This window comes from Salinivibrio sp. MA607 (genome assembly GCF_001996245.1).
GTDB classification, from domain to species: domain Bacteria; phylum Pseudomonadota; class Gammaproteobacteria; order Enterobacterales; family Vibrionaceae; genus Salinivibrio; species Salinivibrio costicola.
Map to the genome: position 1 here is coordinate 17,319 of NZ_MUFJ01000036.1, position 14,710 is coordinate 32,028.

The following is a 14,710-nucleotide window of genomic DNA, read 5'->3' on the forward strand; positions in this document are numbered from 1 at the left end:
TTGTGTGTTAAACGACGTTTTATGCTGGGTGACTGTATAGCCCGCTGTCACGTTAACGGGGCGTACTATAGAGAGTTGCCGCGTTGGGGTCAAGGTGTTGGTGATAGGTTTAGGTTTAAATGGCTATTCCATCACCAAAAGTATTTATACGGGTCAAAAATACAGGTTCGACAACCCGTTGAGATCACTAGTATGAGGCGTGCGACTTGCGACCCAATAGAAGCAAGCAACAGTGAAAGCTGTTAAACTCGGCACACACATCGAATACGAATGAGAGCCTGATGACTTTATCCGAATTCCTTACCCAACATGCTGATAGCGAGCAACTGCTCAACGAGATGCAAACCCGTGGTGTGGTCACCGCTATGGCGGCCGCGCCCCATGTGATTAGCCCGAGTGAGTGGCTCCCCGTGATGTGGGGTGGCGACGAGCAAGCACCGTTTGAGAGCCATGAGCAGTTTGAGCAGTACGCGAACCTGATTGTTGATATCTGGAACGCACAGCGCCAGCAGCTTTTAGAAAAGAACTGGCAGTGGCCGGAAGGCTGTTTGTTGGATGACGCTGAGATTGTCAATCAAGCGACGCGCGACTTCGCCGAAGGGTTGCTGCAAGGCTGGAGCCTGACCCGGGATGATTGGGAAACGCTGATGCCGGAAAACACCGATGGTAATGCCCTACTCGGTGGCGTAGTGCTGTCTATTAGCTTGCTTTACGATCCCGAAACCGCGCTTTCCACCATGGAAGCACAAGGCGCGGAAGAGCTGGCACAGTTTGAGGAAATCTTCAACGCCATGCCGACTATGTTGTGTGGTCTTACCCACCACGGCGCGGCGTTGGCGGAGGATGCGGAGTAAATAACCGGTGGTGCCATTGGTGTAGGTGACACAAGCCCCTGCACGATGTTGGATGGGTGTAGATTGCCAACGGGCGCCTGTCACGATCAGTGCCAAATTTAACATCGGTGCCGAATTTAACCGCCGATGTCGGATGGCGCCGTGCAACGGGCGCGCGGCGAAAATCACACCAAGCTTGCGCGATCGAGAAGGCGCTTATGCCGACCTACGCCTGGTTTATATATCGATGATCCCATTGGCGACGATGACACAAGCCCCGGCGCGATGTTGGATAGGTGTAGATTGCCAACGGGCGCCTGTCACCATCGGTGCCAAATTTAACATCGGTGCTAAATTTGGCCGCCAATGTCGGAGGCGCGCTTTGGCTTAGGTATTCATGATTAACACCGCCCCAGCGCTTGTCCGACCTACGCCTGGTTTATATATCGATGATCCCATTGGCATTGTGCTGGCGCCTGCCGACCTACAGATTGTTTAGGTAATATAGACAACTTGCTGCCACTAATGAGCTTCTAATGCTTTATAAAACTCAGGGTTATCTTTAATAGTGTGAAGCACCTTCGCCGCTAAGCCTGAGGGGTTACGACGCTTATTTTCCCAGCTTTTTACTGTCTCTACGCTCACGCTCATTGCTTTGGCAAACTCAGAGCGAGATACATTCAGAATATCTTCACGAATAGCCTTAACGTCTTCAATGGCATAAGAAGTAACACGAGAGGGCTCCATGTTTTCTTTCTTGATTTCGACCGCCTCTTCAAGGGACGTCTTTAGATCTGCAAAAATACTCATTCCCCATTACCTCGAAGTTGTTTAACTAGTTCTTTCAATTCATCATCAGATGCGAGTACAGTAATTAATCTGGTAAATGTTGGGGTCTCAATAAAATGGAGTGCGTGGCTCACGTTTGGAGCTCCTTATACCTTATAGTATGTGTACTAAGTACCCAATGTCAATATAGCCTAACGAAACAATGGGTACACAGTACACTAAGAATGTGTTCGTTGATGCACTGCGCCTGTTACGTTCGGCGCCAAATTTGACCACGATGTCGGATGGCGCGCGGCCCACATTGTGATACTTATTGGCACTGTGCTGGCGCTTATGCCGACCTACGCCTGATTTATATATCGGTGGTTCCATTGGCGTAGGTGACACAAGCCCCGGCAAGATGTCAACTATGATGCACTATGCCAACGGGCGCCTGTCACGATCGGTGCCAATTTTAACCACGATGTCGATGGCGCCGTGCAACGGGCGCGCGGCGGAAATCACACCAAGCTTGTGCGATCGAGAAGGCGCTTATGCCGACCTACGCCTAGTTTATATATCGATGATTCCATTGGCGACGATGACACAAGCTACGGCACAACAAACACCTTCGATCTTGTTTCGCGGCTGAATTCTAATTTATTGTAATGAAACTTGATTCCTGCCTTGGGTTCGCGTCACTTGATCGTATGTGAAGGTGGCAAAAGAGAGCCTGGAATGCGGTATCGGAGAAATTATGCACATGGTGGCACGTATTTTTTTACGGTAAATCTACACGACAGAGAGATGCAATTGCTCACGGAGCATATAAGGTTACTGCGTTCAGCGGTGGCAACCGTCAAAGCGTCTCGTCCTTTTCAAATCGATGCTTGGGTCGTTTTACCTGATCATTTACATGCTATTTGGACGCTTCCCAACAATGACTCAGATTATTCAACCAGGTGGCGCGAGATAAAGAAGCTATTTACTAAAAGTGTGTCCCGAATTGATAAGCGACTCGTTACAGGAAAAGGGATGGTATGGCAAGATCGATTTTGGGAGCATACAATCAGGGATGAGCGAGATTTTAAGCATCATTTTGATTATGTGCATTTCAATCCGGTTAAACATGGTTGGGTTGAGCGCGTCGTTGATTGGCCGTATTCCTCATTTCATCGTGAAGTTAAAAGAGGGATTTATCATCCCTCGTGGAATTTGTGTTGAGCAATTATCGATGCAGAACGATAATTTAAACGTCGATGATTCCATTGGCGTAGGTGACACAAGCCCCGGCAAGGTGTCAACTATGATGCACATTGCCAACGGGCGCTTGTTACGATCGGTGCCAAATTTAACATCGGTGCCAAATTTGGCTTTCATGTCGGATGGCGCGCGGCGAAAATCACGCCAAGCTTGTGCGATCGAGAAGGCGCTTATGCCGACCTACGCCTGGTTTATATATCGATGATCCCATTGGCGTAGGTGACACAAGCCCTTACGCGATGTTGGATATGGGCACATTGCCAACGGGCGCCTGTCACGACCGTTGTCAAATTTAACATCGGTGCCAAATTTAACATCGGTGCCAATTTTGACCACAATATCGGATGGCGCCGTGCAACGGGCGCGCGGCGGAAATCACACCAAGCTTGTGCGATCGAGAAGGCGCTTATGCCGACCTACGCCTGGTTTATGTTTTGGTGGTTGTGTCGGCGTATGACAAAATTCGGGTACCGATTCCCTAAACCTGCAAGGAGGTGAAAATGACGGATACACATCTAGAGCGCTGGCAACTTCGACTTCAAAACCTGGTTAAAGCACAATGTCGACTTGAAAGCGCTTGCGGACAAGAAAGCTATAATGAACTTGAGCTGGCCGGCCTCGTGCAAACCTTTGAGTTTACGTTTGAGCTCACATGGAAAACCTTAAAAGATTTATTAAGCTACGAAGGGTTTGATGTTGCATCGCCGCGCAGTGTTATTCGCACAGCGTTAGAAGCCAACCATCTGTCGTCAGATCAGTGTGAAACCTTGCTTGACGCGCTAGTAAAACGAAATTTGCTTTCGCATACTTATGACGAGCAAAATGCCCTCGAGGCGCAAAGACTGATCGTTAAACATTATGCCCCTGTTATTGCCGAGATCATGCGTTATTTGGAGAATAAAAGTGGACAATAATGCCACGTTCTTGATGGAGATAGGGTTAAAACCGCATCAATTTCAACTCATCCAGGATATGGTAATTAGCCACCCTGGCGTCCAACATGCCTGGATCTTTGGCTCTCGCGCAACCGGCACATTTAGAGATAATTCTGATATCGATATCATGCTTGAGGGTAACGCATTAACATTCGATGATCTCGCAATAATACAAGATAAACTCGAGCAATCGACGCTTCCCTTCACCGTTGATATCGTACTCAAACATCAAACCCACTCGTCCGAGCTCATCACACGTATTCGCGAAGAAGCCAAGCAAGTAAAGTAATCGAAAGGACGCGATATTCGGGAATTGGAATACAGAGCGCTTCGCTTACGGAGTACGGGAAAGAGACGAGACGCTTCGCTTCTAGAGGCTAGAAAATACAAGGAGCAAACCGTGCACGCATCGGGGATTTTGCTCTTTCCGTATTCTGTCATCGGTATTCGGTATTCAGGATCTTGAATACAGAGCGCTTCGCCTACGGAGTATGGGAAAAGCAGAAAGCAGTGCCTAGGACCTAGGATCCTAGGCACTTCTTTACCCCTTCATTTCAGCGGCAAAGTTGAGCATGCGGTTGAGCGGGATTAACGCTTTTTCGCGCACGTTATCATCAACGTGGATTTCATGCTCTTCGCCGCCGTTTTCAAGCGCGTTTTCAATCGCTTTGAGGCCGTTCATCGCCATCCATGGGCAGTGGGCGCAGCTTCGACAGGTGGCGCCGGCGCCGGCGGTGGGGGCTTCGACCAATTCTTTGTCTGGCACCATTTGCTGCATTTTGTAGAAAATGCCTTTGTCGGTGGCCACAATTAGCTTTTCATTCGGCAGCGTTTGCGCCGCTTTAATCAGCTGACTGGTTGAGCCAACGGCATCCGCCATTTTTACCACGCTGGCTGGTGATTCGGGGTGAACGAGAATCGCGGCGTCAGGATAAAGGTGCTTCATTTTCTCAAGCGCTTGGGCTGAAAATTCATCATGCACCACGCATTCGCCTTGCCATAGGACCATGTCCGCGCCAGTTTCTTTTTCGATATACGCGCCAAGGTGACGATCTGGGGCCCAGATAATCGGCTTATCTTGGCTGTCTAGGTGCTCGACAATTTCTAGCGCGATGCTTGACGTCACCACCCAATCGGCACGGGCTTTGACGGCAGCCGAGGTGTTGGCGTATACCACCACGGTATGATCCGGGTGAGCATCACAAAACGCGGTGAATTCGTCCGCTGGGCAGCCTAAGTCTAACGAGCACTCGGCGTTGAGCGTGGGCATTAAGACGGTTTTTTCTGGGGTGAGAATTTTGGCGGTTTCGCCCATAAAGCGAACGCCAGCCACAATTAGGGTTTTGGCTGGATGTTGATTGCCAAAACGGGCCATTTCTAGCGAATCTGCCACGCATCCGCCGGTTTCTTCGGCGAGGGCTTGGATTTCAGGATCCGTGTAATAGTGAGCAACAAGTACCGCGTCTTTTTGTTTTAATAGTTGTTTGATGCGCGCAACGTGTTGTTGTTTTTCTTCGTCACTCAGTGCCATCGGTTTCGGCGGAAAGGGATAAACCCTTTGCGACGTTTCAATCACTTGGCTCATGGGATTACTCATGCTTACTTCCAGTCCGGGGCTTCCAGTCCGGGTAGTATAACGCGAGTAGAGCTAGAGTCCTAGAGCGTAGGTCCTAGGTGACGGAGGACGGAATACGGAATACGGAATACGGAATACGGAATACGGAAAAAGCATATCGTGCCAGCTTTTGCTTTTCCCGTATTCTGTAAGCGAAGCGCTCTGTATTCCCACTCCCGAATACAGATAACTGAATACAGAGTACAGAAAGAGCAAAAGGACAATGCGCGCACGAGTTGCCTTTTCCCGTATTCCGTAAGCGAAGCGCTCTGTATTCCCATTCCCGAATACAGATGACTGGATACAGAGTACAGAAAGAGCAAGAGCGCAGAGGCGGCAACGATCTTGCTTTATCTTAACCTACATCGCATTTTTGGCTTGTTTGGCGCTGGTTGAGTCTGGGTAGGTATCAATCACTTGCTGGAAGTATTGATCGGCTTGGTCGCCGTTACCTTGTTTTTGCGCAATCAGGCCGAGTTTTAGCAGTGCGTCGGCGCGTTTGTTGGAGTCTTTAAACTCGCTCACCGCGGTAAACTCTTGGTTTGCCTGTTCAAAATTATTTTTAGAGAAATAAAGTTGGCCGAGCCAATAGTGGGCGTTTGCCGTGTATACCGACTCTGGGTATTGGGCTAAAAAGGCTTTAAACGCTTTGGTGGCGCCTTGGTAATCTTTCTCTTTTAAGATTAGATTGACGGCGGCTTCATACGCGGCGTTTTCGCTTTTGTCATCGGTAAAGCTGACTGGTGAGGCGTCTTTCGCGGTGTCTTTCGGCGCAGGCGTCGCTTGCTTGGCGGTTCTGAGCGTATCAACCTCACGATAAAGATCCCGTTGGCGTTCAACGACCTGTTTGATCTCGTAGCTGTTGCGTTCAACATTGCCGCGTAATGTACTTAGTTCTTGCGCCATTTGATCGAGTTGACGTTGCATATCAAGCTGCATTTGATTACGCGCTTGTAGCATGCGTTCTAACCGATCGACGGTGGTGCTACCCGCCCCTACTTCTGTCACCGGAGCTGATGTGGCAGCCACGGGGGCTGCCACACTCACCAGTAACGCCAGCGCGAGGGTTCGCACAGAGTTACTGTTTATTTTCATACTCGTTTCCACTACCTATCGGCTGGATTAGTACACTAATACCGAACGGCGGTTTTTGGCGTAAGCTTCTTCGCTTTGGCCAAGTACCAAGGGTTTCTCTTCACCGTAGCTCACGATAGAGATTTGGCTTGCTGGTACGCCTAGCGCTTGCAGGTACTTAGACACGGCTTCGGCACGACGCTCGCCCAGTGCAATGTTGTACTCTGGGGTACCACGCTCATCAGCATGGCCTTCGACGACCACTTCCATGGCTGGGTTGTCACGCAGGTAAGTCGCGTGCGCGTCCAGCATGTCTTCGTATTGTGGCAGAACTGACGAATCGTCAAAGTTGAAGTAAACGGTTTGCGACTGACGTAGCTCTTGGTTACGGATTTGTTGCTCGGTCATTGCGCCTTGGCCGTCAACCGGTGATACCACGGTGGTGCCGTTTTGGTTGGTGGATTGACCTGCATCACTGCCTGTCGCGCTGTCGCTCGAGCTACACGCAGCCAGAGTTAACATTGGCAGTGCCACCGCCAGACCTTTCAGTACTTTATTGATTTGCATTCTATTTTCCTTTTCTAGAAAGTTAGCGCACGTTGTTTAAATTTAAAAAACTACAGGTAAGGTGACCAGGCTGGTGCACGCACGCGCCCGTTGGTTGCCGGTAACCGCGCTTTAAAGCGGCCGTCGATTGAGACGAGTGACAACACATTCTTACGTCCATATACCGAGCTGTAAATCACCATGCTGCCATTTGGCGCAATACTTGGCGACTCATCCAACAAGGTTTTGGTTAGGATTTGCACCGCCCCGCTGTTTAAGTCTTGTTTTGCAATGTTGTAGCCTGACGCTGATTGATTCACCATGATCAAGTGGCGGCCATCAGGGGTCAGTTGTCCCCCCATGTTTTGATTGCCTTCCCACGTGATCCGTCGGCTAGTTCCATCTTCTAAATTTACGCGATAAATCTGTGGTTTGCCACCCCGGTCCGAGGTGTAGATGAGCGAGTTACCATCGGGATCCCAAAATGGTTCGGTGCTATTGGCACGACCATGGGTAATTTGAGTCAGTTTTTTACTGTTCAGGTCGAAGGTATACACCTGTAGGCTACCGGTTTTCGACAGCACCATGGCGAGCTTGCTACCATCGGGTGAAAACTGTGGCGAACCATTGTGGCGCGGGTAAGAAGAGATCTTCTCTCGCTCACCGGTGTAAATATCCATCAGAAAGATTTCGGCTTGGCCGTTTTCAAAGCTAACATAGGCCAATTGACGACCATCCGGTGACCACGACGGTGACATCAGTGGCTGTTTAGAGCGCAAGATCAAGCGTTCGTTATAGCCATCGTAATCCGACAAACGCAGTTGGTAGGGGTAGTCGTTTTCTTTATCGATCACCACATAGGCGATACGAGTCAAAAAGGCCCCTTTTTCGCCGGTGAGCTGTTCATACACAATATTGGCAATGCGGTGGGCATAGCGGCGTAAATCGCTTTCTTTGACCGTGGCACGGTTGTTAACCAGCAAGTGATCATCGGTTTGTACCAGCTGGCCATCGGCGCCTAGGCCTTTGCTGTCGCCGCCGGTGAGCTGGCCACGCACAATATCAATCAGCTGGTAGTCAATCTGATAGCGGCCATCCGATGTCGGCGTCACGGTACCGGTGACCACGGCATCCACCCCGAGCGAGGTCCAAGCGTTGTAATCGACGTCAGCGTCTTTGTAAGGCGTTTGCGGCATATCGCTGACTGATAATGGATTAAACTTACCACTGCGGCGTAAATCAGACCCCACGACCGCGGAGATATCTTCAGGCATATCGCCTTGCCCTTTCCATTGAAACGGGATCACGCCAATGGGCCTCGCTGTGTTCACCCCTTCGGTGATCACCAATTTAAGCGCCGCATGCGCCGGTTGGGTCAGTAACGACAAACACGCCAACAGCATGACAACGGCGGCAACTCGCCACATCCGCACTCGATCCTGACGCTGATTTGTCACACGGTTTGTGCCACCACAGGGGCTCACTTCCATCATGTTTTTTATCCTGTCGGTTAATTAGGTCGAACGGTTAACTCGATATCACGTAACTTGGCAATAATATCGCCATCGTCTGGCATTGGAAATTGTGATACGGACGCGACCGCGGTTTTTGTTGCACGACACAATCGCGAGTTGCCCGCTTTTTGTTCCACATTAAGCAATAGGCCGGTAGGTGACAAGCGCATATTGACCACACACTCTTGGCCACTTAAACCATCATCAACAATCAGTCTTTGTTGGATCATTTGCGTAAAAATGGCGCCGTATCGCGCCACTTCGTCGTCCACAAATTGTCCGCGCGCGCTTTGCCGTTGGCTGGCTTCCGATTCCAGCCCCGAAAACAAATCATTAAGCGCCGCTTCTTGCTCTTGCTGTTGCCGTTTGGCTTCTTGCGCCCGGCGCTCGGCCTCTTTTCTCGCTTGTTCGGCTTCTTTGCGCGCCTGCTCTGCCTCTTTTAACGCTTGCTCTTCGGCTTTGCGCTTTGCCTCAAGCTTGCGTTGGCGTTCAGCTTCGGCTTTGCGTTCAGCCGCCAGTTTTTCTTGCCGCGCTTTCTCCGCTTTTTCCGCCGCCAATTCCGCTTTCCGTTGTTGTTCTAACTTGCGCTGACGTTCGCGTTCGGCTTGTTCTGCTTGTTGTTTGGCAAGGCGTGCTTGTTCTTTGGCCTTGGCTTGCTCTTCGGCAATCCGCTTTTGTTCTTCTCGTGCTTGACGTTCCGCCTCGAGCTTTTTCCGTTTCACTTCGCGTAAGCGCTGTTCTTCTTGCTCCCGTTGCTGTTCGAGCTGCTTGGCTTGCTGCTCTAACCGTTTGAGTCGTTCAGCTTCTTCGCGTTTGGCTTGGTTACGTTGCTCACGGATTTTTTGCGCTTGTGCATTGACCACAGCCGGATCAATCACAGTGGCTTCAATCGAGCGCCCCGCTTTCGGGGTTGGCTTGGTGTCTGAGCTAAAATCTGCGCCCCATAACAGCACAATCACTAACAAGACGTGTAGCCCGCCTGAAATGACAAGCGCGGGCACCAATGAGTCTTTTTTCTTGCCCTTGGTGGTCTGCTCTCTATTGTTTGGTTCGTTCATCACCCTCACCTACGACTCATATGGCTCTGTCATCAAACCGACTGACGAGACACCCGCTTGATTTAAGGCATCAAGCGTTAGGATGATTTCGGAATAAGGCACACGGCCATCACCGCCGACTAAGACGGGGGATTTAGGGTTAAGCTGAAGTTCGGCTTTCACCCGCACTAAGATTTCTTCTAGGCTGAGCCCTCGGGTCATATCACCATTGTTGACACTGAGCCCGAGCTGGCCGTCTTGGTCCACTTCCACAATGATGAACGCGCCGCTGTCTTCTTCTTCCGCCAACTCTGCCGCTGTTTTGGCCTGTGTAGTCTGTGGTAAATCGACATCGACGCCTTGGGTCACAAACGGCGCGGTGACCATAAAGATAATCAGCAACACCAGCATCACGTCAATGTAGGGTACCACATTGATTTCTGCCGTCATTTTGCGTCGTTTCGGTTGATACGCCATGGATTACTCCTGGGTTGCCGCAAACGCTTGACGGTGAAGAATACTCGAGAATTCTTCCATAAAGTTCATGTAGTTGTGTTCAAGCTTGCTCACTTTGGCTGTGAGGCGGTTATACGCCATCACCGCGGGGATCGCTGCAAATAAGCCCATGGCGGTCGCGACCAAGGCTTCGGCGATCCCGGGGGCGACCATCGCCAGAGTCGCTTGTTTCACCGCACCGAGCGCAATAAAGGCGTGCATGATGCCCCACACGGTGCCAAATAGGCCAATATAGGGGCTAATTGAGCCCACGGTAGCCAAAAATGGAAGATGCGTTTCAAGCTCTTCCACTTGCTTAGATAGGGAGACACGCATTGCCCGTGAGGTGCCTTCCATCACCGCGTCGGGCACTTTGTCGTTGCTGCGATGCAAGCGGGCAAATTCTTTAAACCCGGCGTAAAAGATTTTCTCGCTGCCAGTAAGGTGGTCTTTGCGGGCTTGTACTTCTTGAAATAGTTGCGACAGATCGATCCCAGACCAAAATCGGTCTTCAAACCGTTCTGCTTTACTAAAGGCTTGCTGCATCACTTTGGAGCGTTTGATGATCATGGCCCAAGACGCCACTGACATACCCAGTAATATCAGCATCACGGCCTTCACAAGCAGGCTTGCTTGCAAAAACAGGTCGAGAATGGAAAGTTCAGCGGTCACGTCATCATCTCCGATTTAATCTGTGTTGGAATCGATTTGGGTTTCATGGTGGCTGGGTCGACACAGGCTATCTTAACCGTTGCCACACACAATGCTTTTTGATCAGAATTCACCAAGCTTTGACAAAACGTCATGCTAGCGCGCCCCATGGCTGACACTGTGGTGACAACATCAAGGGCATCATCCAGCCGTGCACCGCGGTGAAAGTCGATATCCATGTGGCGCACCACAAACGCATAGTGCTCGGCAAACAAGGCCTGTTGATTGACACCGATTTGGCGTAACAGTTCAGTGCGCGCACGCTCAAAGTACTTGAGGTAATTGGCGTGATAAACCACCCCGCCGGCGTCTGTGTCTTCATAATAAACACGCACGGGCCAACGAAACGGCGTTGATTCAGTCATGACTGTATCCATATAGGTTCAGCGATAGGCAATTACTATACCTAAGTTATCGATGTATAGAAATGCTGAAGCCGCGCGGTCGCTGCATTGGTGGCCCATGAAGGGCGCAAGAAGTGATATGCCGCAAAAAACACACAATGACTCTGCTGCCAGTGATGAAAAAAGCACCACTTGGGTGCTTTTGTCATTCGTTTGTCACTTTGCGCTTGCTCACCGAGCGTTTGGCTCAACTAGCGTAGCCACATCAAGGCGAGCAAAAGAAGGGACACGCCCCACCCTAATGGCGGCCAAGTAAGCCAGCGGCTCCCTTTGCCTTGCGCTGTAAAGCCGACAGCGTGAATCACGCCCAAGCAGGTGGCGTAAAGTAGGCCCACGCCCATGAGGAACGTGACGCCGCCCATGCGCTGCGCGAAGGCTTCAGGCGCCCACATCACTTGGCCCCCCCAGCATAATGCACTGGCCAATGAGAGCAGCCGCCAAAGACCAGAAAAATCCTGGCCTAACGGAGCGGGTTGGCGATCACTCATTATCGTGATCCATGGCTTCGGTATGCTCAAGCCATAACGCATTGATGATCCCGAAGGCGCATGCCAGCAGCACACCGAGAATCCACGTGAAATACCACATATGCAGGCTCCTTACTTAGTACAGTGAATGTTTGTTGTCTTCAATATATTGCGCATCTAAGCGACCGAACATCTTAATGTAGCACCACAAGGTGTAAGCCAAGATAATCGGCACAAAAATCGCAGCGACGATAGTCATAATCGATAATGTCAGTTCGCTCGAGGTGGCATCCCACATGGTCAAACTATGACTTGGGAAGGTGCTCGATGGCATTACAAAGGGGAACATCGCGATACCCGCGGTCAAAATTACCCCAGCAATGGCCAAGCTCGAGAACAAGAAGGCCCAGCCACCACGCTCAACGCGAGACGCCAGCAGTGCCAATAGTGGCATCACCGCACCGACAATGGGAGCTAACCAAAGGATTGGCATCGCTTGGTAGTTGTGCATCCACGCGCCGCTTTGCACCGCCACCTCTTTCGCCAGTGGGTTAGACGCCGCTTGGTTCGCCGCTTCACTGATCACCACAAAGCCTTCCAGGTTTTGTACCCAAAAGCCCGCCGCCACAAACAAGACGGTGGTCAGTAGCGCACATAGTTGCGCCACATTGCGTGCCCGTACATGCAGCGCATCGGTGGTTTTCATTTGCAGCCAGGTTGCCCCTTGCAGCACCACCATAAACAGACTTACAAGGCCACACACCAGTGCGAATGGATTAAGCAGTGCGAAAAAGCCACCGGTGTAGGTTGGGATCAACAGCTCGCTTAACTGAAATGGTACGCCTTGCAGCAAGTTGCCAAAGGCGACACCGAAAATCACAGGCGGTATAAAACCACCGGCAACCAGGCCCCAGTCCCAGGCAGTACGCCAGCGCTTATCATCAATTTTTGAGCGGTAGTCAAAGCCCATGGGACGGAAAAATAACGCCGCCAGTGTGAGCACCATCGCGATATAAAACCCAGAGAATGACACTGCATAAACCAGCGGCCAGGCAGCGAATAATGCCCCACCCGCGGTGACTAGCCAAACTTGGTTGCCTTCCCAGTGCGGGGCGACAGAGTTAATCATCACCCGGCGCTCGCTATCCGTTTTGCCGATCAGGGTGAGCAAAGCGCCCACCCCCATGTCAAAGCCATCGGTGACGGTAAAGCCAATCAGTAGCACCCCAATAAGCGCCCACCAGATCAGCCGTAACATTTCATAATCAAACATGCTATCTCTCCTTATGCTTCAATCTGGCGGCTGAAATCCGCTTCTGGATTGCCTTTTTGTTCAAAGTGGTAGCGGCYGGTTTTGAGGCTACTTGGCCCCAAGCGCGCAAACTTGAACATCAGATAGAGCTCGGCGACGAGAAAGACGGTGTAGAGCGAACAAATCGCCACCATCGAGAAGATGATATCGCCTGCAGCGAGGTTAGAGGCGGCCATATGCACTGGTAAAATCTCACCCACAGCCCAAGGCTGACGACCATATTCGGCAACAAACCAGCCCGCTTCACAGGCAATCCAAGGCAGCGGAATACCAATCAGTGCCAGTTTGAGTAGCCAAGGTTTTTGATCAATACGTTGACGGCAGGTTTGCCAGAAGCTCATGCCAAAGATAAACAGCATCGCAAAGCCACAAGCCACCATGATCCTGAAGCTCCAGAACAGCGGTGCCACGTGTGGAATAGAGTCTTGTGCCGCTTGCTGAATTTGCCCTTCGGTGGCATCAACCACTTTATCGGTATAAGGCTTGAGCAGCAGACCATAACCGAGGTCATTTTTCACTTCATTAAAGGCGGCTTTAGTTTCAGACGATGTCTCGCCGGCACGCAATTTTTCTAGCAATGCGTACGCCTGCATCCCGTTGCGGATACGGGTTTCGTGCTCAGCAATCAAATCGGTTAAGCCTGTCACTTCTTTATCCAGTGAGCGCGTGGCAATGATCCCCATCGCATACGGGATTTTGATCGCATAATCGGTTTGCATGGTGTCTTGATTAGGAAGACCCACCACGGTGAAGGCTGCTGGCGCTTCCTCGGTGTGCCATTCGGCCTCAATCGCCGCCAATTTGACCTTTTGCACATCGCCCAGCTCATAACCGGATTCATCACCCAGAATAATGACCGAGACGATCGCGGCCATACCAAAGGAGGCAGCAATTGCAAACGAGCGACGTGCGAAGGCGAGATCACGCCCTTTCAGTAGGTAGTAGGCACTGATACCGAGCACGAACATTGCCCCGGTGGTGTAGCCTGCCGCGACGGTGTGAACAAATTTAACTTGTGCTACCGGGTTAAAGACCACATCGGCAAAGCTCACCATTTCCATACGCATGGTTTCAAAGTTGAACTCCGAGCCGACTGGGTTTTGCATCCAGCCGTTTGCGACCAGGATCCAAAGCGCGGAAAAGTTAGAGCCTAACGCCACCAGCCAAGTGGTGACCAAGTGCTGACGTTTACTGAGACGATCCCAACCAAAGAAGAATAAGCCCACAAAGGTGGATTCAAGGAAGAAGGCCATCAACCCTTCAATGRCAAGCGGGGCGCCAAAAATATCCCCGACATAGTGGGAATAGTAGGCCCAGTTGGTCCCGAATTGAAACTCCATGGTGAGGCCGGTTGCCACACCGAGCGCAAAGTTAATCCCAAAGAGTTTACCCCAAAACTTGGTCATGTCTTTGTAGATTTGCTTGTCGGTCATCACGTATAACGATTCCATGATGGCCAGCAAAAATGCCAAACCTAGCGTTAGGGGAACAAACAGGAAGTGATACATCGCGGTCAGCGCAAACTGCAGCCGCGATAAATCGACGATATCGGTAATCATGGTCACTCCTTTACACCGCTTTCGGTGCCGATACAGTTGTATCGCTCGTTTTACTTTCTCACCCTGCATGGCCGCCAAACCGCTGGCCGGTGCGGGGAAAGCGCTACACTTTCTCAAGTCACTGCTTGCATGTTACACGCTTGAAACACTCAAGTTACTTAATAGTTAAATATATTC

General features: G+C 50.9%; 17 protein-coding genes. 4 read left to right on the forward strand and 13 right to left on the reverse strand.

The features are described 5' to 3' along the window. Positions 1–281 precede the first annotated feature (281 nt). The gene (locus tag BZG81_RS14100; RefSeq protein WP_077677677.1) at positions 282–854 is read left to right on the forward strand and encodes a UPF0149 family protein; all 573 of its coding nucleotides are present in this window, start codon (positions 282–284) and stop codon (positions 852–854) included. Positions 855–1,355: 501 nt separating this feature from the next. On the opposite strand, the gene nadS is transcribed toward BZG81_RS14100, so the two are convergent. After that, positions 1,356–1,643: a NadS family protein gene (gene nadS / locus BZG81_RS14110; protein ID WP_021024377.1), complete on the reverse strand. Its 288-nt coding sequence runs from the start codon at positions 1,641–1,643 to the stop codon at positions 1,356–1,358. Between the two features lie 696 nt (positions 1,644–2,339). Between nadS and BZG81_RS15965 the strand changes: the two genes are divergently transcribed. From BZG81_RS15965 to BZG81_RS14130, 3 genes are all read left to right on the forward strand, one after another. Further along, entirely contained in the window at positions 2,340–2,825 is a 486-nt protein-coding gene (locus BZG81_RS15965) for an REP-associated tyrosine transposase (protein ID WP_077677679.1), read from the forward strand. 539 nt (positions 2,826–3,364) lie between these two features. After that, complete coding sequence (locus BZG81_RS14125) at positions 3,365–3,778, forward strand: HI0074 family nucleotidyltransferase substrate-binding subunit (protein ID WP_077677680.1); 414 nt, start codon at positions 3,365–3,367, stop codon at positions 3,776–3,778. Next, positions 3,768–4,088, forward strand: a complete 321-nt coding sequence (locus tag BZG81_RS14130) for a nucleotidyltransferase family protein (protein WP_443216223.1) — start codon at positions 3,768–3,770, stop codon at positions 4,086–4,088. Before BZG81_RS14125 ends, BZG81_RS14130 begins: the two co-directional genes overlap by 11 nt. 252 nt (positions 4,089–4,340) lie before the next feature. Here the strand turns inward: BZG81_RS14130 and nadA are convergent, their stop codons facing one another. The 12 genes from nadA to cydA form a co-directional block, all read right to left on the reverse strand. Then, entirely contained in the window at positions 4,341–5,384 is a 1,044-nt protein-coding gene (gene nadA, locus BZG81_RS14135) for a quinolinate synthase NadA (protein WP_077677681.1), read from the reverse strand. Positions 5,385–5,774: 390 nt separating this feature from the next. Then, on the reverse strand, positions 5,775–6,503 hold the full coding sequence (ybgF, locus tag BZG81_RS14140; protein ID WP_077677689.1) for a tol-pal system protein YbgF: 729 nt from the start codon (positions 6,501–6,503) through the stop codon (positions 5,775–5,777). A gap of 33 nt (positions 6,504–6,536) precedes the next feature. Continuing rightward, on the reverse strand, positions 6,537–7,055 hold the full coding sequence (pal, locus tag BZG81_RS14145; protein ID WP_077647579.1) for a peptidoglycan-associated lipoprotein Pal: 519 nt from the start codon (positions 7,053–7,055) through the stop codon (positions 6,537–6,539). Positions 7,056–7,105: 50 nt separating this feature from the next. Continuing rightward, positions 7,106–8,437: a Tol-Pal system beta propeller repeat protein TolB gene (gene tolB / locus BZG81_RS14150; protein WP_198533663.1), complete on the reverse strand. Its 1,332-nt coding sequence runs from the start codon at positions 8,435–8,437 to the stop codon at positions 7,106–7,108. Between the two features lie 107 nt (positions 8,438–8,544). Then, positions 8,545–9,606 (reverse strand): cell envelope integrity protein TolA, encoded by a 1,062-nt coding sequence (gene tolA / locus BZG81_RS14155; protein WP_077677682.1) that lies wholly within the window; start codon positions 9,604–9,606, stop codon positions 8,545–8,547. Positions 9,607–9,615: 9 nt separating this feature from the next. Continuing rightward, entirely contained in the window at positions 9,616–10,062 is a 447-nt protein-coding gene (gene tolR / locus BZG81_RS14160) for a protein TolR (protein WP_021024366.1), read from the reverse strand. 3 nt (positions 10,063–10,065) lie between these two features. Next, a complete protein-coding gene (tolQ, locus tag BZG81_RS14165; protein ID WP_077677683.1) occupies positions 10,066–10,752 on the reverse strand; it encodes a protein TolQ in 687 nt (228 codons plus the stop codon). Beyond that, positions 10,749–11,156 (reverse strand): tol-pal system-associated acyl-CoA thioesterase, encoded by a 408-nt coding sequence (ybgC, locus tag BZG81_RS14170; protein ID WP_021024364.1) that lies wholly within the window; start codon positions 11,154–11,156, stop codon positions 10,749–10,751. The genes tolQ and ybgC overlap by 4 nt, the downstream gene beginning before the upstream one ends. A gap of 230 nt (positions 11,157–11,386) precedes the next feature. Further along, positions 11,387–11,683 carry a cyd operon YbgE family protein gene (locus tag BZG81_RS14175; RefSeq protein ID WP_021024362.1) on the reverse strand — a complete coding sequence of 99 codons (297 nt, stop codon included), beginning with the start codon at positions 11,681–11,683 and terminating at the stop codon, positions 11,387–11,389. After that, positions 11,676–11,783: a cytochrome bd-I oxidase subunit CydX gene (gene cydX, locus BZG81_RS14180; RefSeq protein WP_021024361.1), complete on the reverse strand. Its 108-nt coding sequence runs from the start codon at positions 11,781–11,783 to the stop codon at positions 11,676–11,678. The genes BZG81_RS14175 and cydX overlap by 8 nt, the downstream gene beginning before the upstream one ends. Positions 11,784–11,798: 15 nt before the next feature. Further along, positions 11,799–12,935 carry a cytochrome d ubiquinol oxidase subunit II gene (gene cydB / locus BZG81_RS14185; RefSeq protein WP_077677685.1) on the reverse strand — a complete coding sequence of 379 codons (1,137 nt, stop codon included), beginning with the start codon at positions 12,933–12,935 and terminating at the stop codon, positions 11,799–11,801. Between the two features lie 11 nt (positions 12,936–12,946). Beyond that, complete coding sequence (gene cydA / locus BZG81_RS14190; RefSeq protein ID WP_198533664.1) at positions 12,947–14,530, reverse strand: cytochrome ubiquinol oxidase subunit I; 1,584 nt, start codon at positions 14,528–14,530, stop codon at positions 12,947–12,949. Positions 14,531–14,710 lie beyond the last annotated feature (180 nt).

Coding starts and splice junctions, on each gene's coding strand:
- cydX (WP_021024361.1), bottom strand. CDS start 11,783: ATGTGGTATTTCACGTGGATTCTCGGTGTGCTGCTGGCATGCGCCTTC.
- tolA (WP_077677682.1), bottom strand. CDS start 9,606: ATGAACGAACCAAACAATAGAGAGCAGACCACCAAGGGCAAGAAAAAA.
- BZG81_RS15965 (WP_077677679.1), top strand. CDS start 2,340: ATGCGGTATCGGAGAAATTATGCACATGGTGGCACGTATTTTTTTACG.
- BZG81_RS14125 (WP_077677680.1), top strand. CDS start 3,365: ATGACGGATACACATCTAGAGCGCTGGCAACTTCGACTTCAAAACCTG.
- pal (WP_077647579.1), bottom strand. CDS start 7,055: ATGCAAATCAATAAAGTACTGAAAGGTCTGGCGGTGGCACTGCCAATG.
- BZG81_RS14100 (WP_077677677.1), top strand. CDS start 282: ATGACTTTATCCGAATTCCTTACCCAACATGCTGATAGCGAGCAACTG.
- cydB (WP_077677685.1), bottom strand. CDS start 12,935: ATGTTTGATTATGAAATGTTACGGCTGATCTGGTGGGCGCTTATTGGG.
- nadA (WP_077677681.1), bottom strand. CDS start 5,384: ATGAGCCAAGTGATTGAAACGTCGCAAAGGGTTTATCCCTTTCCGCCG.
- nadS (WP_021024377.1), bottom strand. CDS start 1,643: ATGAGTATTTTTGCAGATCTAAAGACGTCCCTTGAAGAGGCGGTCGAA.
- BZG81_RS14175 (WP_021024362.1), bottom strand. CDS start 11,683: ATGAGTGATCGCCAACCCGCTCCGTTAGGCCAGGATTTTTCTGGTCTT.
- tolB (WP_198533663.1), bottom strand. CDS start 8,437: ATGCTGTTGGCGTGTTTGTCGTTACTGACCCAACCGGCGCATGCGGCG.
- ybgC (WP_021024364.1), bottom strand. CDS start 11,156: ATGACTGAATCAACGCCGTTTCGTTGGCCCGTGCGTGTTTATTATGAA.
- tolR (WP_021024366.1), bottom strand. CDS start 10,062: ATGGCGTATCAACCGAAACGACGCAAAATGACGGCAGAAATCAATGTG.